Annotated in this window: 32 protein-coding genes; 24 read left to right on the top strand and 8 right to left on the bottom strand. The window is 56.1% G+C overall.

The window, feature by feature from the left end:
- Positions 1-739: 739 nt before the first annotated feature.
- The 7 genes from DC3_RS27255 (at position 740) to DC3_RS27225 (ending at position 7,057) form a co-directional block, all read left to right on the top strand.
- Positions 740-1,156 carry a hypothetical protein gene (locus tag DC3_RS27255; RefSeq protein WP_146891420.1) on the top strand — a complete coding sequence of 139 codons (417 nt, stop codon included), beginning with the start codon at positions 740-742 and terminating at the stop codon, positions 1,154-1,156.
- A gap of 73 nt (positions 1,157-1,229) precedes the next feature.
- Positions 1,230-1,958, top strand: a complete 729-nt coding sequence (locus DC3_RS27250) for a hypothetical protein (RefSeq protein WP_146891413.1) — start codon at positions 1,230-1,232, stop codon at positions 1,956-1,958.
- Positions 1,959-1,971: 13 nt separating this feature from the next.
- The gene (locus tag DC3_RS27245; RefSeq protein ID WP_146891410.1) at positions 1,972-2,403 is read left to right on the top strand and encodes a hypothetical protein; all 432 of its coding nucleotides are present in this window, start codon (positions 1,972-1,974) and stop codon (positions 2,401-2,403) included.
- A complete protein-coding gene (locus tag DC3_RS27240; protein WP_146891407.1) occupies positions 2,400-4,139 on the top strand; it encodes a type IV secretory system conjugative DNA transfer family protein in 1,740 nt (579 codons plus the stop codon). The genes DC3_RS27245 and DC3_RS27240 overlap by 4 nt, the downstream gene beginning before the upstream one ends.
- Positions 4,140-4,215: 76 nt before the next feature.
- Positions 4,216-5,046 carry a hypothetical protein gene (locus DC3_RS27235; protein WP_146891404.1) on the top strand — a complete coding sequence of 277 codons (831 nt, stop codon included), beginning with the start codon at positions 4,216-4,218 and terminating at the stop codon, positions 5,044-5,046.
- Positions 5,047-5,078: 32 nt separating this feature from the next.
- A complete protein-coding gene (locus DC3_RS27230) occupies positions 5,079-6,587 on the top strand; it encodes a hypothetical protein (RefSeq protein WP_146891401.1) in 1,509 nt (502 codons plus the stop codon).
- Positions 6,584-7,057 (top strand): hypothetical protein, encoded by a 474-nt coding sequence (locus tag DC3_RS27225; protein ID WP_146891399.1) that lies wholly within the window; start codon positions 6,584-6,586, stop codon positions 7,055-7,057. Before DC3_RS27230 ends, DC3_RS27225 begins: the two co-directional genes overlap by 4 nt.
- Before the next feature lie 149 nt (positions 7,058-7,206).
- Here DC3_RS27225 and DC3_RS27220 read toward each other — a convergent pair whose 3' ends face one another.
- Positions 7,207-10,188 carry a Tn3 family transposase gene (locus DC3_RS27220; protein WP_146891396.1) on the bottom strand — a complete coding sequence of 994 codons (2,982 nt, stop codon included), beginning with the start codon at positions 10,186-10,188 and terminating at the stop codon, positions 7,207-7,209.
- 579 nt (positions 10,189-10,767) lie between these two features.
- Between DC3_RS27220 and DC3_RS27215 the strand changes: the two genes are divergently transcribed.
- Together DC3_RS27215 and DC3_RS27210 are read left to right on the top strand one after the other, a co-directional pair.
- Positions 10,768-11,127: a hypothetical protein gene (locus DC3_RS27215; protein ID WP_146891393.1), complete on the top strand. Its 360-nt coding sequence runs from the start codon at positions 10,768-10,770 to the stop codon at positions 11,125-11,127.
- Positions 11,128-11,273: 146 nt separating this feature from the next.
- Positions 11,274-11,483 (top strand): hypothetical protein, encoded by a 210-nt coding sequence (locus DC3_RS27210; protein ID WP_146891390.1) that lies wholly within the window; start codon positions 11,274-11,276, stop codon positions 11,481-11,483.
- A 50-nt stretch (positions 11,484-11,533) separates the two neighbouring features.
- On the opposite strand, the gene DC3_RS27205 is transcribed toward DC3_RS27210, so the two are convergent.
- Both DC3_RS27205 and DC3_RS27200 read right to left on the bottom strand, forming a co-directional pair.
- Complete coding sequence (locus tag DC3_RS27205) at positions 11,534-12,619, bottom strand: acyl-ACP desaturase (RefSeq protein WP_146891387.1); 1,086 nt, start codon at positions 12,617-12,619, stop codon at positions 11,534-11,536.
- Between the two features lie 161 nt (positions 12,620-12,780).
- Positions 12,781-13,041, bottom strand: coding sequence for a cold-shock protein (locus tag DC3_RS27200; protein ID WP_146891384.1), 261 nt, complete (start codon positions 13,039-13,041; stop codon positions 12,781-12,783).
- A 327-nt stretch (positions 13,042-13,368) separates the two neighbouring features.
- Between DC3_RS27200 and DC3_RS27195 the strand changes: the two genes are divergently transcribed.
- Positions 13,369-13,845 (top strand): hypothetical protein, encoded by a 477-nt coding sequence (locus DC3_RS27195; RefSeq protein ID WP_146891381.1) that lies wholly within the window; start codon positions 13,369-13,371, stop codon positions 13,843-13,845.
- A gap of 159 nt (positions 13,846-14,004) precedes the next feature.
- Positions 14,005-14,244 (top strand): hypothetical protein, encoded by a 240-nt coding sequence (locus DC3_RS27190; protein ID WP_146891378.1) that lies wholly within the window; start codon positions 14,005-14,007, stop codon positions 14,242-14,244.
- A 48-nt stretch (positions 14,245-14,292) separates the two neighbouring features.
- On the opposite strand, the gene DC3_RS27185 is transcribed toward DC3_RS27190, so the two are convergent.
- Positions 14,293-14,589, bottom strand: a complete 297-nt coding sequence (locus DC3_RS27185) for a hypothetical protein (protein WP_146891375.1) — start codon at positions 14,587-14,589, stop codon at positions 14,293-14,295.
- A gap of 675 nt (positions 14,590-15,264) precedes the next feature.
- Here DC3_RS27185 and DC3_RS27180 point away from each other — a divergent pair.
- The 3 genes from DC3_RS27180 to DC3_RS27170 all read left to right on the top strand — a co-directional run bounded on the left by DC3_RS27180 (position 15,265) and on the right by DC3_RS27170 (position 16,455).
- Positions 15,265-15,567, top strand: a complete 303-nt coding sequence (locus DC3_RS27180) for a helix-turn-helix transcriptional regulator (protein ID WP_146891372.1) — start codon at positions 15,265-15,267, stop codon at positions 15,565-15,567.
- Positions 15,567-15,848 carry a hypothetical protein gene (locus DC3_RS27175; protein ID WP_146891369.1) on the top strand — a complete coding sequence of 94 codons (282 nt, stop codon included), beginning with the start codon at positions 15,567-15,569 and terminating at the stop codon, positions 15,846-15,848. Before DC3_RS27180 ends, DC3_RS27175 begins: the two co-directional genes overlap by 1 nt.
- Before the next feature lie 67 nt (positions 15,849-15,915).
- Positions 15,916-16,455: a hypothetical protein gene (locus DC3_RS27170; protein WP_146891365.1), complete on the top strand. Its 540-nt coding sequence runs from the start codon at positions 15,916-15,918 to the stop codon at positions 16,453-16,455.
- Between the two features lie 496 nt (positions 16,456-16,951).
- Here DC3_RS27170 and DC3_RS27165 read toward each other — a convergent pair whose 3' ends face one another.
- Positions 16,952-17,161 carry a hypothetical protein gene (locus tag DC3_RS27165; protein WP_146891362.1) on the bottom strand — a complete coding sequence of 70 codons (210 nt, stop codon included), beginning with the start codon at positions 17,159-17,161 and terminating at the stop codon, positions 16,952-16,954.
- 436 nt (positions 17,162-17,597) lie between these two features.
- Between DC3_RS27165 and DC3_RS29430 the strand changes: the two genes are divergently transcribed.
- The 3 genes from DC3_RS29430 to DC3_RS27155 all read left to right on the top strand — a co-directional run bounded on the left by DC3_RS29430 (position 17,598) and on the right by DC3_RS27155 (position 19,176).
- Positions 17,598-17,771 (top strand): hypothetical protein, encoded by a 174-nt coding sequence (locus tag DC3_RS29430; protein ID WP_186816297.1) that lies wholly within the window; start codon positions 17,598-17,600, stop codon positions 17,769-17,771.
- Positions 17,772-17,837: 66 nt separating this feature from the next.
- A complete protein-coding gene (locus DC3_RS27160) occupies positions 17,838-18,272 on the top strand; it encodes a hypothetical protein (RefSeq protein WP_146891360.1) in 435 nt (144 codons plus the stop codon).
- Between the two features lie 28 nt (positions 18,273-18,300).
- Positions 18,301-19,176: an AfsR/SARP family transcriptional regulator gene (locus DC3_RS27155; protein WP_186816296.1), complete on the top strand. Its 876-nt coding sequence runs from the start codon at positions 18,301-18,303 to the stop codon at positions 19,174-19,176.
- Between the two features lie 68 nt (positions 19,177-19,244).
- Here the strand turns inward: DC3_RS27155 and DC3_RS27150 are convergent, their stop codons facing one another.
- Positions 19,245-19,433, bottom strand: coding sequence for a hypothetical protein (locus DC3_RS27150; protein ID WP_146891354.1), 189 nt, complete (start codon positions 19,431-19,433; stop codon positions 19,245-19,247).
- A 267-nt stretch (positions 19,434-19,700) separates the two neighbouring features.
- Between DC3_RS27150 and DC3_RS27145 the strand changes: the two genes are divergently transcribed.
- The 7 genes from DC3_RS27145 to DC3_RS27115 all read left to right on the top strand — a co-directional run bounded on the left by DC3_RS27145 (position 19,701) and on the right by DC3_RS27115 (position 24,850).
- Positions 19,701-20,144 carry a DUF4383 domain-containing protein gene (locus DC3_RS27145; protein ID WP_146891351.1) on the top strand — a complete coding sequence of 148 codons (444 nt, stop codon included), beginning with the start codon at positions 19,701-19,703 and terminating at the stop codon, positions 20,142-20,144.
- Positions 20,141-20,581 carry a hypothetical protein gene (locus tag DC3_RS27140; protein WP_146891348.1) on the top strand — a complete coding sequence of 147 codons (441 nt, stop codon included), beginning with the start codon at positions 20,141-20,143 and terminating at the stop codon, positions 20,579-20,581. The genes DC3_RS27145 and DC3_RS27140 overlap by 4 nt, the downstream gene beginning before the upstream one ends.
- Positions 20,578-20,934, top strand: coding sequence for a hypothetical protein (locus DC3_RS27135; protein WP_146891345.1), 357 nt, complete (start codon positions 20,578-20,580; stop codon positions 20,932-20,934). The genes DC3_RS27140 and DC3_RS27135 overlap by 4 nt, the downstream gene beginning before the upstream one ends.
- A gap of 100 nt (positions 20,935-21,034) precedes the next feature.
- A complete protein-coding gene (locus tag DC3_RS27130) occupies positions 21,035-22,195 on the top strand; it encodes a HEAT repeat domain-containing protein (protein ID WP_146891342.1) in 1,161 nt (386 codons plus the stop codon).
- Between the two features lie 41 nt (positions 22,196-22,236).
- Entirely contained in the window at positions 22,237-23,637 is a 1,401-nt protein-coding gene (locus tag DC3_RS27125; protein ID WP_146891339.1) for a glycosyltransferase family 2 protein, read from the top strand.
- Positions 23,638-23,855: 218 nt separating this feature from the next.
- A complete protein-coding gene (locus DC3_RS27120) occupies positions 23,856-24,182 on the top strand; it encodes a hypothetical protein (protein WP_146891336.1) in 327 nt (108 codons plus the stop codon).
- A gap of 293 nt (positions 24,183-24,475) precedes the next feature.
- A complete protein-coding gene (locus DC3_RS27115; protein ID WP_146891332.1) occupies positions 24,476-24,850 on the top strand; it encodes a GGDEF domain-containing protein in 375 nt (124 codons plus the stop codon).
- On the opposite strand, the gene DC3_RS27110 is transcribed toward DC3_RS27115, so the two are convergent.
- Both DC3_RS27110 and DC3_RS27105 read right to left on the bottom strand, forming a co-directional pair.
- Positions 24,828-25,157 carry a hypothetical protein gene (locus tag DC3_RS27110; protein ID WP_146891329.1) on the bottom strand — a complete coding sequence of 110 codons (330 nt, stop codon included), beginning with the start codon at positions 25,155-25,157 and terminating at the stop codon, positions 24,828-24,830. The genes DC3_RS27115 and DC3_RS27110 overlap by 23 nt on opposite strands.
- An 87-nt stretch (positions 25,158-25,244) precedes the next feature.
- Positions 25,245-25,684 (bottom strand): sensor histidine kinase (locus DC3_RS27105; RefSeq protein ID WP_146891326.1); only part of this gene is annotated, 440 nt, incomplete at its 5' end.

Raw genomic sequence — 25,684 nt, 5'->3', positions numbered from 1 at the left:
ACACAGAGCAATACAAGACCTGGAAAGAACAACAACTTCAGCACTATGCCCGGCTGAACGAACCCCTGTCCCTTCGCCGTTACCCATCAAAAGCCGACCTTGAAGCAGGCAAGTTCAACCTGAGGGACCTGGCACAGAAGCAGAAGGCCAAGAACGGCAAGAAGAAAAACAAGTGAGTGCCGTGCCCTGGTGCTCAGGCTGCAACTGAGTGAACAGACCAGGGTGAAGTGATGGAAGGCTCAACAGGAGCACACAACACCAGTCCTGCCAAGAAGCGGTTCACTGGCATGCCCAAAGCCCACAGCAGGGAGCTGAACCACCCACATTCCTTGACACTGCCATAGACCCGAGCTTAGGGGCATGAATGCCCCCGCGCTACGGGTCTTTTTGTTGCCGAGTTCTTCCACACTGACATTTCTTCGAGCCGCCTGGAGCTTGGGGGTCCGCTGGACCCCACCCACTCCAGGCGGTTACGTCATCTGAGGTTTCTGGGGGGAGTTGACCCTTTTGTAACGATTTTTGGTGCCCAAAAAGTCGCTACAAAAGGGTAGGGCAGGATAAGGTGGTGAACTTGGGGGGTTTTTTTGCGTTTGGGAAATGGAATTAATGTTAACGTTACAATTTGCTGTTCACACTCCAGTATTGGGGTCCAGGGTGTGAAAGTTTCGTCCTGTTCGAGTGTGAAAGTTCCATATCTTGAAGTGTGAAAGTTTCGTATTTTTGTTGTTAGAATGTGCCTATGAAAAAGCAGCATGTGGGTGCCCGGGTGGACCCAAATGTAAGGGAGAAAATAGAGAAGATTGCCCAGGCCAACAAGCTCTCTGTATCCACGGTGGTGGAGGAGTTGTTGATTCGTGCCCTGGATGACCAGGAGAGCGAGCTGGCAGCGACGTTTCTGATTCCGAAGATGGTGACGATTGTGGATCAGGCGATGTACAAGCATTTCAATCGAATGGCCAACCTGATGGTGCGTACTGCCATGGAGTCGTCGATTTCTGCGCAGATGCTTCAGGAGATCGCCCAGAAGGACCTTGGGATGTCGAGAGATGAGGTGAAGGGTTTGAGGAACGAAATGTGGGGCCGTGCGGCTTCGTCTCTGAAACGCAAGATTCAGGATTTGACGGATTCAATTCTGGAAGGGATGGACGGTGAGTAGGGAGGGTTTGGGTCGTGGCAAGGTGGTGCGTTCTGGGCTTTCTGCCATGAGGACGCAGGGCTTGCGCCGGAGCATGTCGAAGTTCACTGCGAGGAAAGCACCAGGTCAACCCACCAGGACGGTGGTGAAAGCCCGGTTCAGTCGTGTGCGTGGGGAGAAGGGGAAGTGGTCTGGTGGTGTAAAGCGCACATTTGCTGCTGCGAATTACATGATGTTCAGACCCATGGAGGGAGAGAGTGAAGAGAAGTTCCGAACAGCGTTCAATGGTGCTCACAGTGAAATGGTTCCTCAGGATGTACACAACTATCTGGGTAAGGGGATGAATGAGCAACAGTTTGCCTACCGGGTGATTTTGAGTCCTGGTGCAAACATGGGTGAGGAAACCATCAAGGACTGGGCCAAGAAAGTGATGGCTGAGGCTGGATATGACCGCTATGTAGCGGTAGCCCATGCTGGAGAAAAAGGTCACACCAGCAACCCTCATGTGCATGTGATCATTCTGACCAACAACAAGCTGGAGCGTGAAGACTTCTACAAACTGCGCATGATTGGTGATCGATTCACCGAGTCGGCCATGCTTCAAAAAGACCGTGATTTGCACATGGCTCCTCGCAGGTGGTTGGAAGAACAAATGAAGGCGCAGTTGAAAAGTCAGGAGGATGCTGTGAGAGGTTCCATGTCGCAAAACAGAGAACTCAAGAAAGGGGTGGGAAGCACAGGGCAGGAAGATCAGGATGAAAAAGCAAGGCGTGAAGAGGAGCAGAACAAGCGTAAGAAAATGTCGATGGATTTCGACATGTAGGAGGTTGCGAGAAATGCATGTAGATTTGAGGCCAAAATGGTTGATGTTAACAGGCGTGGTTTTGCTTTCAAGTTCGATTCTGCTGGGTGCCAGTGATTTCTTCAACAGCGCTGTTGAAGTGCTGGATTCGGTGAAGCGCCAGTACCTTGTTCAGTATGGGGAGCCCATGAATGTGATGAAGTATCTGGCAAAGTGTTTTGGTGAAGGACAGCAGGCATGTGCCAATGTTTATCTGCAGTCCTGGAAGATTCCAGACTGGTTGAAAGCTGTGCATCTGACCAACTTCGTGTTGGGTGCGGTGTTCTGGTGGTATGCCCGGATCTGGAAGCCTGAAACGGCGTACCGCAGACAGGTCCGGGTGGCCGCTGGACGTGTGGATGAACTCAAAGAGAAATCGACCAGCAAGCCTGCTGGAACCCTGGCCATGGCGAAGGTGAAACAATGATAGTCCGTTACCCCCTGTTCATGCTGAAAATGCTTTTGATCTATGCCAGTGTGGCTTTGATCTTCTACAACCTGCTGTTCGTGGGGAACACGGCGGTGTATTTTGGTGCAGCTGCGTTCGCCCTGGCTGTGCTGTTGTTCTTCAACGGCAAAGATGCGTTCTACAAGCCGCCTTACAACGCCCACTGGGCCACAGAGCAGGAGATCAAAGAACTGTTTGTGGAAAACCGCAAAGGAAATGAGATCTTGCTGGGCTTCGCTTACAACAAGATGATTGCCCTCCGACCTGGTGTGGCAGGCCGCAAGGAGGTGGGTCACCTGCTGGTGGTGGGTCCATCCAGAAGCGGCAAAGGCCTCAACATCTTTGCCAATTTGCTCAACTGGAAAGGCTCCATGATTGTGGTGGACATCAAGGGCGAGTTTTACCAGACCACTGCAGGTTACCGCAAAGAGGTGATGGGTCAGGATGTTTACGTGCTCAATCCCAGCACTGGAACGTACACCAACCAGTACGACCCCTTCATGGACCGGGAGACGGATGAGCAGCTGCTGGCTTCCTGCACGGCCCTGCTGAACCCGCAGGCTGATGGGTCGAACAGTGCGTTTGCCATGCGTGCAACCTTCGCCCTGTTTGCGATTGTGAAAACTGCAAAGCTGCTGAACAAGCCCGTGCTGCCTTTTGTGCGGGACAGCCTGAACCTGGGCATCAAAGAGTGCATGACCACCATCTACTCTGCCACCAAAAACAAGTCGGTGAGGGGTTTCGTGCGGCTGTTCCTGGGGGAAGCCCCCCACAAGTACAACTGGGAAAGTTACGGCTCAGACAAATTCCTCAACAACGCCTGGATGAACCTGATCACCAAAATGGTGTACCTGTTCGGCAATGGCATCCTCACCATGACGGGTGGGCAGGACTTCCGGGCCGCTGACCTGGTGGAGAAGAAAAGCAGCCTCTACCTGGTGTTCCGTGAATCTGACCTGAAGTACACGGTGAACAGCTTCAGTGTGGTGATTTTGTCGATTGTGGAATCCATCATCCGAAATTACGACCTGCACCCTGAGAAGAAGTTTGAGCCGATTCTGTTGGTGTTCGATGAAGCTGGACGAATCACCGTGCCGGAGTTGCCCCAGCTCACCGCCACGGTTGCCGGACGTGGCATGATCACCGCCATTTACATTCAGTCGATGTCCCAGCTGGAGACCCTGTATGGTGCTGCAGGCATGGAAACCGTGCAATCCAACACCCACACAAAGATTTTCTTCACGCCCAAGGACGAAGGGACCGCCAAGTACATGTCTGCAGTGAGCGGCAAGTTCATGGTGGAAGATTCCCGGCAGTCGGAAGGCAACGACAGTTCTTCTGACTCTCTGGGGTTGACCGCCAAGGAACTCATCACTGTGGAAAGCGCCAGAACCCTGCCCGGTGGACGGGTGATCGTGCAGTCCAACGAGTTTCCGCTCATTGCGGGTTACCGGATGGAACCGTTTGTGTTGCCGGAGTGGGAGAAAGCCAAGAAATACCCACCGCCTGCAGTGGGCACCCAGTCCCAGGCCACCGATGAAGACGAAGATGAAGGGCTTGAAGGCCTGCCTTTGGCCCCAACCATGGGAACAGAAGCCCCTCCGGTCAGTCCAGTGGTGCACAAGGACACCGAGGGTTTGCAAGACGAGATCTCCAGTTTCATGAAGCGAGCTGCAGGAGGTGTTCTCAGTGCGCCGGATTTTGATGATGAGTGAATCTGGTACATCTTTTTTTGCTCCAAGAAGTATGAAACTTTCACAAAAGGTGAAAAATGGTGTATCCTCAAGGAGTATGAAACTTTCACAGATGTCTTTGTCGGCCCTAGCGGTGTTTTGCCTGTCATCTGCCCTTGCCGCTCAACCCGCAGCCTACTACATGGAGCTGAAACAGGAGCAGCTCATCAAACGCCCTCAAACCATCGTGGTCAGCCCCCAGTACAAGGTGGCCATCCAGTTCCCGGAGGAAATCACCGGTTTCACCCCGATGATCATTCGGATGGATGACTACAAGCTGTCCCTGATGGAAAACCACAAAATCCTCTTCATTGACACCTTCGTCAAAAAAGGCAATGGGGATTTGATGGTGACCCTTGGGGATGACCGGGTGCTGATGTTTCACATTGTCGTGAAAAACCAGCCCAGTGGCACCCGGGTGTACAAAGTGCTGGATGACGCTGGAGATGCCCCTGAAACAGCTGATGCAGCCCTTTCCAGTGTGGCCACATCCGCACAGGCCGCCGCCAGCGCCCTGGATGTGAGCATCCTCAGTTCCAGTGCCCAGGATGGCACCAGCAGTACTCAGGCCGCCGTTGCCAGTGAGCTTTCTGCCCAGCAGAACACCGATGGAACCGTCACCGTCAAGTACACCCTGGAGAACCGCAACAATTTCAGTCTGTGGGTGCAGCCCACCAAACTGGCCCTGTTTGACCTCGCAGGCCATCAGGTGCCCATCAAGCACACCCGCGCACCCTCCAGGCTCACCCTCTCTCCCAAAAAGACCCTCAGTGGTGAATTCACCTTCCTGAAGAAGACCGACGACCTCGAATACAACCTGAAATGGCCTTTCAAGAACGTCAGCACCCCTGAGAGCTACGTGTTTGAAAAGGTGGTGATTGTTGAGTGAAAGCCAGGAAGCTCCTGGTCTTGAGCGTAAGCATGGCTTACGCTCTCTTCGCTTTGGGGGTCGGTTACGCCGAAAACAAAGACCAGGATGTGAACACCGTTGATCCCCAGTACAACCCGCCCAACACATTCAGCATGCAGGACTTGCGTCTGGAGAAAGCCACAAATGGGAAACTTCCTGTGATGCATGTCATTTCCACCGAGCAGAAAAAGAAATTCTTCGAGAATTACGATGACTGCCAGGACACCCGTCTGCAGATCGAGAAGGAGAAAAAGGAAAAAGGCACCCCGACCACCAAACTGGACCTCAGCAAGTGCCCCCAGTACGAGTGGACGGTTCCTTTCACCACCGTGGAAGCCTCCGAAAAAGTTGCACGGCAACTGAGGCGCGACTGGCAGCGTTTCGAGGAGCGGTACTGGTGGAGGGTGCATGTGCAACTCAACCAGCTCACCGAAGTGCCACTGAGGTGCTGGTTCAACTTCCCTGGTTCCATGACCACCCACACCCCCAAGGCGTTCGTGCACAACCTGCAGGGTTTCGTGCCCGACTACCTGAAAGACAAAATGGACTTCACCGACTTTAAGAGGGAGTTCTGGCTGGACAACAGCTACTACTCTCTTGTGCCTGTGGTGAACAACAGTGATTTCTGCGACGGCATGCCCTGGGATTTGATTCCCATGTACCTGCCTGGCACCTGCTGGGATCAGAGTCTGGTGGGTTACACCCGTCTCTGCCTGCAAGGTGGGGACGGGGAAGGGGAACCCAGACCGCTCCTCTTTGACCGGGGTCGGGCCGAACGGCGGGTGCAGGACGCCATCAAGCACGCCCACAGCAAGTACATCCCGCAGTACGTTGCAGACACCACCAAGACCCTCTCGCCGGGCATCACAGACATCAAATTCCAGCCCTTGTGGTGGAACAGTTACCTGTACGGCAAGGGGGCCGTGATCGCCCCGGTGATGAACACCGAAGTGGACCTGAAACAGTTCTGGGATTTGCCCCAGTACGCCCGGGACCACCTGGAGAACGGGGATGCCAACAAACCCCTCACCGAACTGTATTACAGCAGCTCCCAGAGTCAGGCCTTGCAAATCCTCACCCTGCCTGGCACCAAGAACGTGCTGGAAAGCCCTCCAGGCAGCTGGAAGCTCGAAGAGTTCAAGCGCAGGCTGGAGCCTCGCATGCCCAGTTTGTATGAGCGTTTCGGGTACGCCACTTTCTTTCAGGCGTGGCAGACGTGGGACACCCTGACCTTGCCTCAGGAACTCAAAGACCGACCTGCCCGGCGCATCGTCTTCTGGGCCACCGGGACCATCGAGCACACCCACTGGGGCACCTGCTACGGCTGGCCCATCCCCATCCCTTTCCCGTGCCCGGTGACGGACGTGTACACCGTGCCCATCCCCATTCCCATCGCCCCTTACTTCATGCCCTACACCGGACCCCGCACCCAGCACGGATGGGTTTCCGTGCCGGAAGGCTATCCCATCCCGCGTGTCACCGGGACACCCGTTTTTGATTACTGGGGGATCTTCAAATGAAACTGTCGAAAATGGTTTTCGTTGCCAGTCTGCTCACCCTCACCACCAGCACCCTTGCCCAGACCACCGCTGACCTCAACAACATCCCCCCACCCATCCAGATGGGGGAAATCAAAAAGAACAGTGAATTTCCACAGTTCCTGCAGGGCGAAGTGACCCTGCTCGGAGAACAGTTCCCTGGAGCCGAAGAAGCCATCACCAAGCAACTCAAAGCCAAGCGCATCAAGCTGCAGGTGATCACCTCCAAAGGGGCCGCACCCCGCTTCCAGGCCCTCAAGAAACTCGGGGCGGACGTGCGGTACCTCAACACCCCCAGCATGGAAGGAGCAGCCATTTACGTGGGCAAAGACCTGATCATCATGCTGACCCAGGATGAGCCCAGGAAGTGGGTGTACATCAAAGATCTGGCCACCGTCACCCGCTCCAAAGAAGCCCTCAAAGCCGCATGGACCTACTCCCAGCCCTTATGACCGAAATCGGGTGAATGCCAAGATTGACGCAATTAAGGTTTTGCCTGACTCAGAATGGGTTTTATCTACTTCAAGTGTCTCATAACCCGTCAGAGCACGAGGGTTTTGAAATTATAATTCAGAGACGGGTTGTGAGACCACCTGAATTTTTACTTCTTTTTCAGTCTCAGTGGCAAAAATTCCCCCTCCAAAGGCAAATCCTCCTGACGCCACACGTAATCCCCCGTCAGGTTGATGTGCTCAAACCCCAGAGGTGAAATCCGCTGCAGGATTTCATGCGGGATCACTGTCCCCTCCGACTCCAGGTGCAGGGTGGCCCGCTGCAAGTACACCGTGTTCCACACGCTCACCATCGACACCAGCACATTCAACCCGCTCGCCCGTTTCGCCTGATTTGTCACATCACGGGCACGCAACTCTCCCAGGTTGTTAAAGAACAGGATCTTTTTGAGTTTGTTCAGGGCTTCCCCCTTATTCAAATTCCAATTCGACCGGCGGCGCAACTCCGGGTCCTTCCACCACGACAGCATGAACAGGGTCCGGTAGTATTTGCCCAGTTCCGTGATGGCCCGGTATAGGCTGTTCTTGCGGCTGTAAGACGAGAGTTTCGCCAGGATCACCGAGGCCGTCACATGCCCCGCCCGGATGGAGGTGACCACCCGCAGGATCTCTTCCCAGTTCTGGCGGATCAGCTCCACGTCCAGCCTGCCGCCCACTGAAGGTTTCAGCACCTCAAAATCCATTTTCTCCGGCGTGAAAATCTTGTGGTCCTTCATCCCTTTGATCCTTGGAGCAAAACGGAACCCCAGCAGGTGGGTGATGGCAAAGACTGGATCGGTGAAGCCATGGGTGTCCGTGGTGTGCTCCTCAATCCTCAAATCGCTCTGGTGGTACAGGAGGCCATCCACGATGTGCAACGCATCCCGGTCGGTGCTCGCAATGACTTTCACGAAAAAAGGACTGTACTGGTCCGACACATGGGTGTAAAACGTCAGGCCCGGCTCCCGGCCATACCGCCCATTGAACACCCCCGTACCTTCGGCTTTCTGGGCGGTTTTGAACCGCTGCCCATCTGAAGAAGAATGGGTACCCTCACCCCCATGCTGTGCCAGAGGCTGCTGGAGTTGAAAGTTGGTGAGTTCGGCCATGGCCGCCAGATAGGTGTCTTCTCTGATGTACCATTCGTGCAACCAGATCAGTTTTTTCACCTCGGTGCGACTGGATGCCTGAGCCATCTTGGCCAGCCCCAGATTGGTGCCCTCCGCCAGAATCACGCTGTAGAGCAGATGCAGATCCTCAGCGGTGTTCCCCAGGTTCAGGTGCGTGAACACCTTGCTGGTCTTCACCCGGCGTTCCACCTCCAGCAGCAGGGACGTGATCTTGATGGGCGGCACCATGTCGTAGAGCACTTCCGACCATGCTTCAGCTGCATCCGCAAGTTCTTGCTCCCGTTTGAGGGGCTCCACAATCCCCTGACCGTTCTCCACCCGCACTTCTGGCAGGTCCCCGGATTTCAAGGCCCGGTCGGTGGCCACCAGTACCTCCCTGAGTCCTTTGCTGGCCTCCTCCCAGAATTCATCGAAAGACAGGGGGACCAGGGGTGGAAACGTCTTCAGGGAAGCCCGCCAGCGGTCCCTGGGCAGCAGGTAGGCTTCAAAATCACAGAATTTCTTGCTGTGCTCCACAAAAATGTCCCCTGAACCCAAAGCTGCAGAGAGTTCATTCAGTACGCACAGTTCGTAATACACCGGGTCGATGCCCGAATCCGTGAACACATACCGTTCCCAGCGACCAGACACAAAAGACACCGGAACAACCTCTGGCAACTTGCGCTTCCTGCCGAGCTTCGCCAGCATCTCCAGGGCTTCCCTCAGGTCCTCACTGGTGCTGGACGCCTGGAATTCAAAGGAAGCCAGCATCTTCCGGGCATACTTCCTGAATTTCCGGTACTGGCCTTTCAAAAGGTGCAGGCTGTCCAGCATCTTCTGCTCGGTGACGGTCCTGGAGGCCTCCATCACACGCACCAGGTCCTCCCACGAAATCAAACCCTCAATCTCTGGCAGGGGATTTTCTCCAGTTTCCTTGGCAGCCACCAAAATCTTGCCGATGGTGTAGGTCAGGTTCAACGACTCGGTGATGGTGGTCTTATGGGACAGGATTTTCCCCAGGTGTTCCTTCTCACACGCATGGAAGCTCCCCAGCATGATTTTGCGGTGGTCTTCCAGGATGCGGTCGGTGAGCGTCTCCTCCACATCCATCAGGATCACCGCAATCATGGCGTGGCGGCGCATCGGCTCAAAATCCGAGAGCTGGTAGGTGTCCAGGGTGCGCCCTTCACGGGTGAGTTTGTCCATGCGGTTCTTGGCAATGAATTCCCTCGGTTGCCAGGGCAGCAAAAGTTCCCGCAAGGTTTTCAGTTTTTCCAGGCACTTCAGCACGTTCTTTCCACTGGCTTTCACAGGCAAATCCCTCAGCCAGCCCAGCGTGGTGCCTTTTCCCTTGCGGTACCTGGGATCAGGGAGCAAGAGGGCATCGAGCTTTGCCAGGTGGTTGTCCCTCAGGCCCATGGTGAGGATCTGAAAAGCAAAGTTCCGGGCGAACACCAGGGCTTCCTGGATCATGCTTTCCAGCACACCGATTTTCGGCATCAGGATGCGCCTTCGGCGGAGTTCCTCCACCAGATCCACCATCAAGGGGAACCACATGTCCGTGTGGTGGGCCCGGTCATGCATGAACTGCAAGAGTTCCTGACGGTGGTGGATTTGAAACGACACGTAACCCAGGTGGTTTTTGACTTGCCGGGTGTGTTCCTTGCCGTGCTTCTTCCAGGCTTTCTGATAGGTCTGGAACAGGACTGGATCACACTCCAACTGCAGGGCCACTTCGGAAAGCACCACCTCTGGAATGGTCAGGGTCATGGCAATCCTGCCAAGGTGTCGCATGACGGTGATCAGCACCGCCACCCCGAGTTTCTGAATGGGGTCTTCCAGGTCAGAGAGCAGCCGGAGGTCGGAGCCAGAGAGCTGGTAGTACCGACCCAGCACGAAATCATCCACATCCGGGAACTTCAGGAATTCATGCCGCTGGGTGGAGGTGAGACCGAAAACCTGAGCTGGGATGGAGGCTGTCATGCCACAAGGTTAAAAGGCTGGTGGCAGGTTGAACACCCTGGCCCAGTAGCGGCGTCACTGCAAACCTCCAGTGGTCCCTGCAGGACAATCCAGCGGACAGGCTGATCCCAGTGCCACCTTGATGATGTGCCTCAGGGCAGGGGGCAACCTCAAGGGGGCGGAGGCCAGAACAGAAGTCCTTTTTGGCTTTCATCGTTGGTCTTTCAGGTGTCTCCTCACCCATCACCCGGAGTGCGGGACCATCGTTCAGAGAAGGGTGGTGCACATCCCTTTTTCTACGGTTGCTCCACTTTATTGGGTTCTTCTGGGGGCTTCCATTTTGCCTCCGATGCTCGCATGTCCCACTGGACGGGTTTTCCTCAAAAAGTAACAGAGCATCAGGTGCTCCTCAAACGGATCGTTGATGGGCCACCAGCAGCCCCAGGTTGTCCCTTCTGGGCATCTGATCCACAAACTGGACCCTGAACCTTGAGCAGGGCTTCATGTGAAGGTCATTTCACAAACTTCTGGTGCATGATGTGACACCCCATCCGTCATACTGAGGTCAGGTCCTGGAGACAGTGCCGGAATTGGAGCACCATGCATCCCATGCCCACCCACCACGTCTACAGCGTTCCCCCAGAAGTCGCCTTGAAGTGCTGCAAATTCGCTGACCTCCACCAGCCGTTCGGTCCCCGCTTTCAAAGCTTTTCCCGTCCTGAACTCCTGAGGGTCGCCCGGGAGGTCTTTCGGTGCATCACTGAAGGGCATGAGCCTCAGGATGAGGAAGACCTGGTGGACTGCATCATGCAGACCGCTGCTGAAAAGCAGTCCCACCAACTCTTCATGCTGCAACTCTCCGGGAATGTGGTGCAGGGCTTTGTTTTGCTGGTGCCCAACAAGAACCTGTCCCGTCTTCAGCAGGTGCTGTCAGCGGCCTGTTTGCCGGTCAGCGTGTGAGCTGTTGTGTTTTCACTGCAGTTGTGGCTTCTTTTGCAACAGGCCAGACCTGTTTCGCTGATTTTCTTGTGTTGCACACGGATTTTAGTTGTTGTTCCTTCAGGAACACTCATCCGGCAGAAGCTTGAACATGGTACAATAAAGTCATGAGTGAATCTGTTCTAGCGCGTGCCAAACGAGAATTCTTGACCGGAACAGCATTCAGCAGCCCCGACCAGGCCATCAGTTCAGGACTGAAAACCGTTGAAGAATGGTCCCTCTGCCTGGACCACTGCCGCGATGAAGCCGCAGCCCTCAAAAACCCACCCCAGCCCCTCAAGAAAACCTCAAGCAGGCCCAGAAACACCCGCGCCTGAACCTCCAAATTGAAAAGGCAGAACTGAAAAGTTCTGCCTTTTTGATGTTTTCACTCCCCGGGTTTGGCTCTGGGGACTTCAGGGTTTTCCACAAACTCGGTGGGGTCCAGTTCATCCAGACCGATTTTTTTCTCGTAATCCTGAATTTTGACGTGCAGGCGTTTGACGTCCCCTTCAATGGCCCCATAGTCGAAGGTGTCCCAGATGATGGTGGTACGGGCCTGTTCCCCTTCGAAATCAGGCACCTCGCGGGTTTTCTTGATGCCCTCTTCCAGCTTCTTGCGGCTCTCGATGCCCAGGTTGCGGAAAGCCACCTGCATCACATCCCTGGAGAAATCTCTGGGGCCATAGATCCCGGCCTTGTACACGGTCTCGAAGAAGTGATCCCAGTCTGGAACGAGTTGCTGGGCGGGCATGCTGAATTGACCGATCACGTTCTTGATGGCTTCCAGGGTCTTCTGGGGGTAGTAGTACAGGTACAGCCTCACCCCCTCCAGGAAGAAGTTGTAGTGTGCGGCCTCATCAATGGCGATGGTCTGGGCCACCTGGGCCAGAATGGGATCTTCCACCCCCTGCAGGTGGGGTTTGTCGCTTTTCCCCTGCGCGATCTTCATCAGGTTGAGGTAATTGAGCTGGGTGGCCCGTTCCTGAAACACCGTGTACACCAGGTTGTGAATGGCATCCGGGAAGGGCAGTTCCCACTGTTTGCTTTTCAGGCGTTCCTTGTATTCACGAATCCACTCGGGGGTGCGCTGGCGGGAGAACAAAACGGCATTTTCCCATGCGTCGGCGTGTTTCTCCTCCTCGCTGCCCCAGCGCATCTGGAAGTGGCTGCGTCCGTGGGAGGCGCGGACCAGGTTGAGGAGTTCACTGGTGTAATCGGGGGCATATTGCTCGACGGCAAAGAAACCTTGAATCACCGTGATCACGTCTTCGGGGAGGTCGGCTCTGAGGCTTCTCCAGTCGAAGCTGAGGTCGGCATTCCAGTTGCGGGTTTCCTGACTGCGTGCGGTGTACCAGCGGTACAGCCCGGTGAAGGCCCGTTCAATCAGGGTGTCTTTTTCTCGATTCGACAGCAGGCCCGCAGGGGTGGGAGGCACAGTGCTGAGGGTGTCTGGGGGGTGAATGTCGGCCACTATTTCTCCTGAAGATTTTAGAGATTGTGTCACAAAGTCCTGGGCCGTTCAAGTGCAGATTCGACTGCACCATGGACCCTCATTTTGTGTCCTGGACATTCCAGAAGACCAAAGGAAAAAGTGGACCGGGCAACCGGTCCACTTCCAGTTTAGTGGTTGCCTTACCAGCTGTTTGAGCGCTGGGGACGACTGTTGTAGGAGCCTTCGGGTGCTGCTTTGGTCACCACAATGTTGGTGGCCTGGGGGCCTTTGCCGTTCTGGCCCTGCTGGACGTCGAAGTCGACTTCATCGCCTTCGTTGAGTTTTTTGAATCCGGTGCTCTTGATGGCACTGAAGTGGGCGAACAAATCGGGGTTGCCCTGGTGTGAAATGAAGCCGAATCCTTTTTCTGCGTTGAACCATTTGACGGTGCCTGAAGCCATGATGTACTCTCTTTTCCCTCTCAAAAACAAAAAACACCGCACTCAAAAACCTGTGCCGTGTTGATTTTGGCGTCCTTGGAAGGAATGTAGTTTAACACAATAAAATAATAATAGCAAACAGAGATTTTTGAGATACAAGATCATTTTAAAATCCTGCTTCTCATGTGCGTTTGTTATCATGAGATTTCAGATTTCTGCAGATGATTGAAGGCAAAACTGCTGAACTTTCTGATGCATGCTCACAACTTTTCGAATCCTCCAGATGGCCTTTGCAGGTCATCTCGCCTCCCGGTCCAGCACAACCGGAACCCACCAACAGAGGATTCCATGCACCTGACTGCACCCTGGAACACCACCGAAACCCACCGAAACCTCGTGCTTGCCCTGCTGGACGAAAACGAATCTGTGGGAGGAGTCGAGATTCGCCATGCTCTGGGCTGTACGGCCATCAATGTGCATCTGGTGATGGATGACCTGATCACCGAAGGACTCGTTCAGTCCGACACGCGTGGCAGCATCAGGTACAGCAAACGCAGGTTCACCTTCGATGTGCAACTGGTTCGGGAAGACTGGTTTGAAGGGCTCAAGCGCTGGTTTCAGGGAGGAAAGAGTGAAACTGCTTTCCTGGTGTCCCGTCAGCTAAACCTGAAACGACAAGAGGTTGAAGCCACCCTGGAAGCCATGCGCCAGCGAGGATGGTTGCATGGACGATTCGTGGGCCGCATGTGCATTTACGCCCTGGCTCCCAGAGCCTCCACCTTGCAGGGCACCGCAAGCCAACAAACTGCCCTCTCTGTCAGATGACATAGGGGACAGTTGGGGTGGGTCCTGATGCTCCTGTGGCAGGCACTGCAGCAGTATGTTCCTCGTGTTGCAGTGCACCCAGGTGTCTGCACAGATACAAAATCAATCCCAGAACGCTGGGTTTTTCCCAGGCTTTCACAAATCACTTCTGAAGGTCTCATGAACAACGATCTGTTGCTTTCCACCTTGCGCCGACTGCTCACCGAAATTGTCCGTTTGCGGTTCAAAGACCAGTATGCCCGCCACCGCCAGATGCAGGTGGGCCTCGCTGACCATGACATTCGCACCAAATTGACGGACATTGAAGCGCTGGCCGTTCCGCTGTTGGGACCGCAGGACACCGAGCAGGTGATTCTTGAAGCGCTACGGGAAGCCCGAGAGCACCGCACCCAGCCCTGAGGTGCAACGGGTTTTCAGGCTTCCCTTCAACCCGAAGGTCCGTCCTCCTCAGGCCTGCTGTACTGTTTTTTGGACGTCGACCACCATCTGGTTGATCAACGCACCCACACCATCATCAAAAGCGAAGCGGGAGAACCTTAGAATGCAACGGTCCTCATGCCACACTTCGCAGGCCACGGCTTCCCCAGGACGGGTTCCGGGGTGAACCAGCCGGAGAGGATGAACCACAGCCTCCGTGGCGTCCCTCCACACAAAGAAATATCCGTTGCTTTCCAGGTGTTCAGCGACACCCTTCAGGTGTTCAGTGAGGTGGTCTTTCCAGAAGGCAACTTTGAAGTCATGCATGTCCCATGGTCTCACCTGCACCTGAAGCCTGCGGAGGCAAACCGTCATCTTTGCAGGCAATGAATCAATGCGGTGGATGGCTGTCCTCTGAGTCAGGGCAGATCAGGGGTTGATCAGGGATCAATTTCCGTGAGATTTGTCTGTTGTGAGCTCTCCTTCTGCGGCCATGATGACTCCAACCAGTTCAGGGTCAGGGACCCAACAAATCACCTCTTCCATGGTGTGGCTGTCCTTCCGATTGAGGGCCTGGGATCCAAAAAGACCTGATCATCTTCAAGGTTCCGGTTTGAATTCTGGGCATCACACTCCTCCTATTGATTCCTGTATATCCCACAGAACGTCGCTCCCCTACCGAAGCATCTTGGGACCAGCATGTGGGTTCCTCAAACGCTTACCAGGGGTTAAAGTGTCGTCCGTGGCACCCGGGATAAAGTAGGCTTTTATTGCCCTCTGGGACGAGGTCACTTCGACACCATGGAACTCAACCCCACTCCCCCTGACCGTTTCACCTGCCCATCACAGGCAGGGTGTACAATGAAAACAGGTGTCTTACCTTACAACTGAATTGAACATCACTCCGGTTCTTTCACTGCTCTTTTAAGGCATGCTTCCATCCCTCTGACCCATTGGTCTCTGGGACCCAGCAGCCCCGTGACAGGAAAGCACAGGCTTGAAATGCAAAATCCAACAGACGCCAGGCACGGTCCCCCCGTGTCCATCGGTCAATATTTGACATTAGAACTCACCAGCAGACAGCAAACCCTCCAGGGCTTCACCCGACAGCTGGGATGCCCGGAAGACCTCCTCCAGCACATCATGGAAGGCCAGAGGCCCCTCACCGCTGACCTGGCCCTCAAGATCGAACGTTGCTGGGGGATCAGCATGAAACTCTTGCTGGACCTGCAGCACGAACACCAACAGTGGAGTGCCGCCAGCCAGACTGGCCCTGAACGTGACTGCTCCCCAGAGGTCGGCTGATGGGCCGGGGACGCAGCATCGACCCCACCCGGCGGGCCTTTCTGGAACAGCAGGCCAGTCAGTTCACCATTGAACCCCTGCCTGCTGGAGCGCTCCCACAAAGCAAAGAACAACGGCAACTCGCCCTGTACCTGGGCCAGCAGTCCCGCATGGACCAACTGGAACACCAGTTGGAAAAACAGCTGGGCAAGCTCCTGCATCAGGAACGCATCACCCTGCGCACCCTCCTGATGGAACGCATCCGAACCTTTCTGGACCACCCCCTCCAGACGGGAGGGTGAAGGTGGGCTTTGAAATGCCGGGGTTCCAGGGGCTGCACCGAGGGTGGTCTTCCCTTACACTGTGGGAATGGCTCCCCTGCAGGTCAAAGAAGGGCATGTGTCGGTGTACCAGGCGCTTTCCCAGCTGGGCTTCACCCACCCTGGGAAAGTGTGGAAGCAACTGCTGGCCACCAAAGGCCTGGACTTTGTTCCCCACACCCGCCTGCAATTTGAGATGGCCGATGGCCGCAAGAGCCGCCTCCTTCCTGCGATCCGGCAAGAAGACCTGGACAGGCTGCTGGAAGGGGTCGGTCAAATGAGCGGACAGGGGCAAACCGGGTGGTTGTACCTGCCTGCAGAACGGCAGGTCATGGACATCCTCACTGCAGCCTTCCAGGACCAGCAACCCGAGGGGCCTTGCGAACTGCAGGGGGTGATGGTGGACCTGTACTTTCACAGGTGCAACCTGGCGGTGGTGTTGGTGTCGTTTGGCGAACCGGAAACCCAGCGCATCCAGAAGTTGAAAGAGGCCGGAATTCAGGTGGTGCAGGCCCATGTGTACCACCAGGACTTCCAGTTGGGAGCGCTGGTGTGGGAATTGCGCAGCATCGTGGAGTCGAAACCCTGAAACCAGGTGGTTTCACCTGCTGGCATCTGGACAAAGGCATTGAAGGGAGCCACTTTTCAGTCGATTTGACCGCATTCTGTTTCAAAAGGTTTTTTTTGATGCGTCTGAGAACACGTTTCTCAGGACTTCTGTAAGGCCTGCATGTACATCTCCGTCATGCCTCTCAGGCTGGTCTGCGCATAAATCTGCGTGGTGGTGATCCGCTGGTGACAGCTACGACACCTTAACCCCGACATCACTTGTTGTAGAGGCTCAACAACGGCTGTTCATTCTGATCGGCAAGCCCATCAAGGACACCCGGAGGGTGGTGAAGGCCCCACAGGTGGTGGGACACTGGCATCACAACAGAAGACTGGGAGTGGGTTCCTGGGGTGTTGTCAGCGGGCACAACTGGCTCTGAGCCACCAGCTCGACCCTCGGGAGTTCTGGTCAGGACAGCATCTCCCAGCGGAATGCCCCAGCAACACCATGACCTGGGTTTCAGAAGGGTGTGGGGTCACGTTCTGGACATTCTGGGACGGCCCACAGGTTTGCCCTGGGGTTTTGGTGGGTGCCTGAGGGCATGGGCCTCTTCCCGGCAGCGGTCCAGGCACATCAGCCAGTCCTGCATGGTTTTCAGGCCAAACTCGATGACCTGTGCGGGACTGCTGCAGCCGGTTCCTTCCAGAAATTCCTTTTTTGCACGGTCCATCGCGAACCTGTTCATGTTTCAGGGTATCATGCATTTTCTTTTTTCAGGTGAGCCTGTTGAGCGGATGCAGCTCATTCTCCATCAATTGCCAGGACCGGGACTTTATTTTCAGTTCAGGTTCAAACTCAAAAACCAGCTTCATGATTTTGCATCCCGAGAAACAATTCTTCTCAATTTAAATTCACGACCCACAATAAGAAGACGTTGACCGATTTCAGGAAGAACAGATGACTTGTTGAGATTGGTGTTTTGAAGCAATTCCAGCGACAAAATCATTCCCGGATGCCCTGCTCATGAGGAGGACCTATGATGGATTTGAACCACCAGACCAACAGCGTTGCATGACTTCATGCACCCCTGCAGCAGGAATGAAGCCTGCCGATGCAATGGGCCGTTCTGGATGAAAACCTTCATGTTCATCTGCTTCATTTTCAAATTCGAGGAGGTCACCATGACCCACCCCAAACCTGAACCCACGGTTCCCGTTCTTCCCCTGGAGCCGGTGACTGAACCCCAGCACCGCCCAGCCGGACCCGCCCCTGAGGACCCACCCATGGTCCCCAGGTCCCGTCCTGCCTTGAAACCCAGATCCCAGAAGGACAGCGGTTCCCCCCTGAAAAGCTGAAGCCCCTCCACCTGCCACCACAATTCTGGGCACCCTGGGTGCCCTTTCTTCTGAACCGAGGACACCATGATTTCACGAACGAACACCCTGTACCCCCTTGATCAGCTCACCGTCACCCTGCAGAATTTCCCCGGGCTGTGTTTCCGCCTGCAAGAACAATTCAAGCAGGCCGCCATCCAGCACTGCTTCCACATGGCGGGCATTCCCGCCTACCAGTTGCTGCAAGACGGAACCATTCTCGTCAACTTTGAAACGGAAAACCCGAATTACCGTTCCGGGGACCTTGTCGACCTGAACATGGCCCATGCCGTTCCGGATGCCCACCCGGGCACCCGCCAGGCCAGAATTCAGGTGAGGTTCACCGAAATGGGTCAGATGTGGTTCAGGCTGCTCGATGGACCCTGGCAGGGCCTGCAGGAAGCCGCCATGCAATTTGACCGGGCTTTTTTTGGAGTCACCTCTCCTCCGCTGGTGCATGAGCACGTGCGGGTCAAACGCTAGGACCCGTTGCAACGGTGAAGGAGGCCTGGTGAATGCTTCCCCTCCCATCCAGCCCACTGAGGCACAACCCTTCTACCTGGAGGTGCACACCCTCGGGGTGACCCGCGTGCTGCTCAACGGTCATGAACCCCAGTGGCATGCTCAGGGGGCCAGGGAGGTGTTCTTTTACCTGCTTTCCCATCCCGCAGGCCGCACCCGCGATCAGGTGGTGCGTGAAGTGTGGAACGTGGAGCCCGGCACCCTGATCAACACCCGTTTCCGGGTGACGGTCTTTCGGATCCGTCAGGCCCTGCAAGCCCAGGACAGTGTGCTGGAAGAACAGGGGGTTTACCGCCTCAACGACCTCATCGTGCAGGGCAGCGATGTGCAACGCTTCCGCTCTGGTCTGAATGCTGCCCGGCGTCACACCGACCCTGCCTTGCAACTGCAAGTTCTGCAAGACACCCTGGAGCACTACCAGGGCCTCTACCTGTGTGAACTCAGCAGTGAATGGGTGCTGGCCATGCGGGCAGACCTGCAGGGAAAACAGGCCCGCGCCCTGCTGCATCTGGCCCGTCTCTTGTGTGAACGCCTGGACTGCAAAGACTCCATTGCGGCCCGGCAGCAGGCCCTGCACGCCGATCCCTACCTCGGGGAACACCACCATCAGGACCTGATGCGTTGCCTGACCCAGAAGTACAGCAAGTTTGATGCCATCGAGCATTACCGCCGGTTTGTCTTGCTTTTAAGAACCGAAGTGCAAGACACCCCCATGCCGGAAACCCAGCAACTCGCAGAGGACATCAAACAAAACCACACACTTGCCCATCCCTGCACCCCAAAGTTGCTGGATCTTGAGCGGAGCTGTGTTCTTCGACAGTGGTGTGGTCAGCGGGATCTGGATGAGGCCCTGTTCGAAACCTGACCAGAAACAAAGAGAACGCCTTGCTTTCAACCGCAAGGCGTTCTCCTGGTGAATCACAAGAATGAAATTCAGGCCAGAGGAACCGGACGGGGCAGGCGTCTTTGCTGCAGGCCGTCCGGCTGGCCCTGATCTTTGTCTTCAACTGCAGCGTTCAGCTGACGCCGGGCCTCCTGAAAGGTGTGGTACCAGCCCAGAGCAAAGTAAATCAGGATGGCACCGGCCAGGGTGCCTCCCAGAGAAATCCAGAGTGCTTTCATGTGATCCTCCTGAGTCTGAAAGGGTGAGGGCAGAGGAGCCTTTCCCCTGTGCCTTTTCACCTTAACGTCGGGATGTTACCAGACGGTTACCTGCTGCTGAAGCCCGGCTCAGGCAGGGTAACCGTCTGGTAACAGGCAAGACCGACCATGGAGTCATGGAAACCTCCCCCTGTGAAATCACACGCTTGTGCTGTTGTGGCATGGATGCCCTGAACCCCTCAGGGGCTGCATCTCCTTCAGTGCTGAACAGAAGAAAGGAAGGACCTGATGAGACACATCACCCGCCGACTCGATGCCTGGGTGGCCCTGCTGCTGATGGGAGTGAGCATCCTCGCCACCTTCAGGGTTGCCGGTTCAGGCCAGCTCTTTGAGGTTTTCACGGTGAACCTCACCCTGGTGTGGGTTTACCTGCTTTCAGCCATCCTGCTGATGGGCGGGGTGCTGACCCGCGACCAGACGGCCCACACGGTTTCCGCCAGCCTGGGGTTCTTTTTCCTGGTGCTGGCCGTGCTGGGCATCCTCACCCCCTCTCTGCTGGACCTGCCCCTCTCCAGGGGAAACATGTGGCTGCACTTCGGGGTGGGACTCGCCCTCCTGTACGACTGGAAAGGAACAAACCACCTTTCATTCCGGAAGCCCCGGGAGACTTCCCCTTTTCATGACCCCAGCCACGATTCCAGTGTGCCGGGCGCACCAGGGAGAAAGACATGAACAGCTTCATGACATTTGAAAAGAACGTCCCGCCCATGCTGTTTCTGAACCTTCCTGAAGAGGACGTGCCAGAGGCCAGCAAACGGGTGCAGGCGGTCTTTGCTGCGCCGCAAGTGCAGCAGGCGTTTCACCTGACGGGAGACGTGTCCTGCAACAGAAATTCAGACGGCACCCTCCAGGTGTTTTTCCGATCCGAGAATCCTGCTTACCATCCCAGAGACCTTGAAGACCTCGAGTTGCACGACGACATTCAGGACCTGCTGAATGCTTCAAGCCCTTCCCGCAGGGTGGAGGTGCAGGTGGCGTTCACCCTGCTCGGGCAACTGTACTTCCGCATGCCCGGAGGCCACTGGTTGAACCTGCACCTCATGACGGCTGGGTTTGAGCACCTGTTCAGCCGTACTTTCAGCCCCCCTGCAGCGGTCAGAAAAACATGAAAAAAAGTCCTGTTTACCCGCAGGGGTTCCTGATCTGCATTCTTCGTCCGGAGCAGCTCGATGCTGCACTGGAACAACTGCATGCGGTGGGCCTGATTGAAACCCATGTGCATTTCCAGGATCAGGTGCTGGCCCGTGACATGGAACGCTTTCAGCTCTTGCAGCACCTGAATTCCTTCAGTGATGTGAGCGTGATCCTGCAAGAACACCTGAAAGCCTGGGAAGAAGGGGGACTCACCCTGGCGGTGCGCACGTCCACAAGACCAGAGCAACTGCAAGCCCGGGACATCCTGCTGACCCATGACGGTCAGCAGATGATGGTTTTTGGCCGGGTGGTGCATGAAGTGTTGTGAAGAGGCTGGACCGACCTTCCCTCACAAAAATCCCTCTTCTGGTGCTGTCACCCAGAGCAGGGGCAAGGCCCCTGACTGGATTCAGGGCTGAAGGAGAACCATGTGGAGAACCCTTGGATGGAATGGCCTGAGCCTGGTGTCGTTGCTGATGGCTGTGACGGTGGTGATGACCCTGGCCGCATTGATTTACGTGCTGCTCATGCCCACCCTGGAAGAGAAAGCCAGCCTGATCTATCAGGTGCTGGTGTTGCTGATGGTGATGGTCCTGGTTTGCATCGTGCTGACGGTGGCCTATCAGGCATCGTTCTTTGCTTACAGTGAGAACCGGCAGCGTCACAGAAACCAGCAACTGGACAGGTGGGCTGCCGTGTGGAATGCCGTGGTGTTCAACCAGGCTCCCACCCCCAGCACCCGGGACCCGCTGGCTGCAGAGGGCCTGCTCAGCCTGAAAGGGTTTCACCTGGACCAGCATGGCAGAATTGGACAGCTGTACGACCAGAGTGGCCTGCTCGCTGCAGATGTCAGGACCCTGCAAGGTCGAGGACCGGTGTTGAACAAAATCCAGGTGCTGGAACGCTGGATGTTGCTCTGTGAAGAAAAAACCCACCCTCATCTTGAGGCCTCCCGCCACGCCTCCCATCCTGAGGTCGCTTTTCTGGCCTTCGCTGCCCTGGCCCGCTCCATGGGGGTGAACAGGACCCCAGGGGACCTGGTGGCCCGCACCTTCACCGAAGTGTTTGTGGGAGGACAATTCAGTTCAGGGCGTCTGGAACAGGTGCTGGTGTTGCTGGGAGAACAGGGCACCACCTTGATCCAGCACCTGCTGCAAGATCCTTCGGTTCGCCTGCAACTGCTGGCTTTGCATGCTCTGGTCTACATTGACACCACCGCCTGTGAGGCCGAGTGTCTGGAGTTGCTGGATTCCAAAGACCCGGATGTTCGGGCCTCCAGCCTGAAAGTCCTTGCCCTCAGGGGGGTGCTTCCGGGTGTGGGCAGCGAAACCGTGATGGGCATGGTGACGGACCCGGTGTGGTTCGTGCGGGCCCAGGCGGTGCGGGCCAGTGCCAGCCTGCAAGACCGCCGGGTGCTGCAGGTGCTGTATGACGGCCTTGCGGATGCCTCCTGGTGGGTCAGGCACAACAGTGCTGTGGCCCTGATGCAAAGAGGCCCGGACGGCCTGCACACCCTGCAAAACGCCCAGTTGCACCACCATGACCCTTACGCCCGTGACATGGCCCACCAGCACCTGCTGGTGTTCTGAACATCCAGACCGGATGGCATTTGAAATTGAGGTGAAACACCATGGATTTTCTTCCCCTGCTCTCTGTGCTCGAAGTGCTGATCATTGCTTATTTTGTGCTGCTCAACGGCATCTATGCCATCAGTGTGCTGATTGCCTCCCAGGAAATGGTCCGCACGGCCCTGGGAGGGCATCAGAACCTGATGAAGTCCCAGCTGGAACAGGGGTACCACCGCCCGATCAGTGTGCTGGTGCCCGCGTTCAATGAGGAACGCACCATTGCGTCTTCGGTGCGGGCTTTTCTTGGCCTGAATTACCCAGAGTTTGAGGTGATCGTGATCAATGACGGCTCCAGCGACCACACCCTGCAGGTGTTGCTGGATGGGTTTCAGTTGCAAAGGAGCGAGGAGTTTCCGGCCCGCACCCTGCCCACCCAGGCCGTCCACGGGGTGTACCGTTGCAGCAGGTACCCCAACCTGCTGGTGATCGACAAGGAAAACGGAGGCAAAGGGGACGCCCTCAACGTGGGGATCACCCACGCCTCCAAACCGCTGTTCTGCGCCGTGGATGCCGACAGCATTCTGGACGCCGAAGCCCTCCTCAGGGTGGCAAGGCAATTCCTGGAAGACGACCAGCTGATTGCAGTGGGGGGCACCGTGCGGGTGATGAACGGCTCCCAACTCCACAACGATGTGGTGCATGAAATGGAACCCCCAAAAGGATGGCTGGAACGCATTCAGGTGGTGGAGTACACCCGTGCTTTCCTGGCTGGACGCTCCACCTTCAGCGTGATGGGGGTGCTCTTGATTGTCTCGGGTGCCTTCGGACTCTTTTCCAGAAAAGCGGTGCTGGAGGTGGGAGGCTACCGCACCGACACGGTGGGCGAGGACATGGAACTGGTGGTGCGCCTCCACCGGTACATGCGGGAAACAAAGCAGAAGTACCAGGTGCGTTACAACATGGATCCGATCTGCTGGACCCAGGTTCCCACCAACATGGGGATGCTCCGCAAACAACGGAACCGCTGGCAGAGGGGTCTGCTGGAAACCCTGTGGATGCACAGAGCCATGTTCCTGAACCCCAGATATGGTCGCATTGGGCTTTTCAGCATGCCTTATTACCTCCTCTTTGAGGCCCTGGCCCCCATCCTGGAAGTGGTCGGGTACGTGATGACCCTGGTGTTGCTGCTGACCGGTCACCTGAACAGCACGTTCGCCCTTTTGTTCCTGGTGATGGCCCTGCTGTATGGCCTGCTGATCAGCCTGGCTTCGCTGGGCATTGAGGGGTTCATGGTGCAACGCTACCCCCGTTTTGGGGACCGCCTCAAAATCATGCTGGCCTCGGTGTTCGAGCAACTGGGTTACCGCCAGATCCTGGTGTTTGAACGCCTGATCGCCACAGTGATGCTGTCCCACAAACGGGGCCAGTGGGACACCCAGCAAAGAAAGCAACTGGAGGGATGAGGGATCAAAGCTGTTCATGCAGGAGTCCACGCATTCAGGGAAACGGATTCCTGCATGCACCCAGGGGGAGGTCCAATCCGGGTGCAACCTCGACCGCGTGGGTCATGCCGTGGTGTCTGCGGGAACCGCCTCGATCAACCCCAGCAACCTGCATTGTGGCGTTTCAGCCACCAGAAACCCAGCTTTTCACTTTTGCCTCACCCTGAACCGGAGGAACCATGAACCCCAGAGAAATCAAGATTTTGTCCGCCAAGAGCCGTTTTCACGCCGAACTGAAATCCCGTTGTCCCAGTCCGGAATACAGCCTGAACACGGGAGGACCTGGGTCTGAAGAGATGGTGGTGGGGAATTCAGATGGCTCCAGTCGGGTCAGGGTGGTGTTCCAGTGTGAACAGGAAGGGGTGCATGTTGACCTGTACCGACCCATGGGGATGGGTTGGAACCATGAGCCTTTTGAAGAAAACCTGCTGGACCTCAGTCGGGCCAGCTTCCTGGTTTCAGAAGAGCTTCACCACCAGTTCCCGTCTGGTCAACCCCACGAGTGACCTGGAGTGAAGTTTCAGGGGTTGATGGGGACATCAACGCAAGGCCTGGTGTTTGATGGTTTTTCGGTTGCGCTGAGACTCGGCACCTCCCTTGCCGCAGCATGTGCGACCTCATGGATCTGCAGTGCAAACCCCTGCCCACAGAAGCAGCCTGACAGCCACTCCTCAGCCCGTGCGAAAGGCTGATTTCTGGCAGGTCAGCCAGATGCAACTTCATCAGGAGAACTTCAGCTTGATGCTCAACCCCAGGCCGTTGGGGGAGTGTATGGCATCCCCAGACTTTACAAGGTGGGATGGACCCCCATGGGCACACCCAGGGGGATGGATTGCTGCAAAGTTTTGCTTCTGGACTGAAAAAGCACATGCGGATCAGTGACGTGTGTTACCGACTGGGAGGAGATGAATTTGCAGTGGTGTTGAAACACCTCCCCAAAACCAGCCAGAGGACCCTGAGAACCCGGATGAAGGCAGTGATCCACCGGGTGCATCAAGACGGGTTTGACGCCGCAGGGGTGAGCTTTGTGATGGCTTTTTTCCCCCAGGAGGCAGACACCCCTCAGAGACTGCTGAAACTGGCCGATGGGCGGATGTATGCCATGAAAAAGGTGCACCACCAGACAGTGAGAACGTCCAGAACATCCACATTCAGGGCTGAAACACCAGGTTGAAATCCTGAGGTCCCGCGGAACCTCCAGGAGAGGTTTCCACCAGAATTTCTGGGTGACCCAGCAGTTTGCCCATGGCCCTGACCATCCTGGGGTGAAGCTCCCTTCCGGCCAGCAGGAAAACCGCTGTGGTGTGCCGGTAGGTGGGTTTCAGCACCTGTCCATAGGGGGCCATGTGATGCACCTCAATGCGTTGCCCCAGGGAAACAGCTGTCACCTCAATGCGCAGAAACCTGAGGTGCTGCCGGAAGGGGAGTTCAGAATGGATGGCCTGTTCAAAGGTGGGATAAAGGTTCACAGATGCAGACATGGTTCCTTTTTAGTTCAACAATGCCCCTCCTGAGGGCACCTTCACTAAGGCCACCAGGCACAGGACAGGGTCCGGGATGAAGATCCCTCAGAAGATCTCGGAGACGTGCACCGGCAGGCGGACCACGGCGGTGGTGCCTTTTTCCAGTTCACTTTCCAGGTGGATGCTGCCCCCGTGCTCTTCTACAATCCACTTCGCAATGGGCAACCCCAGACCTGTTCCCCCGGGATCTCCATGTTTGTTGTTCCGCTGGTCCACCCGGTAGAAGCGCTCAAACACCCGATTCAGGTCCCCGGAAGCCATGCCAATACCGGTGTCAGACACCTGAATTTCGATGAGGTGCGGCAATTCCTGCAACGACACCCGCACCGTGCCCCCGACAGGGGTGTATTTGGCCGCATTGTCCATCAGGATGATGAGGAGTTGCCTCAGGCGGTCTGGATCCCCGACGTGCACCACAGGGTCGATCTGGCCCTGCTCAAAAACGTGCGCCGGGCGCTGTCTGGAAATGTCACTGCACACTTCCA

This window comes from Deinococcus cellulosilyticus NBRC 106333 = KACC 11606, assembly GCF_007990775.1.
Classification (GTDB): domain Bacteria; phylum Deinococcota; class Deinococci; order Deinococcales; family Deinococcaceae; genus Deinococcus_C; species Deinococcus_C cellulosilyticus.
Note: the sequence above shows the minus strand (reverse complement) of the source record. Positions and strands in the feature narration are given on the sequence as shown.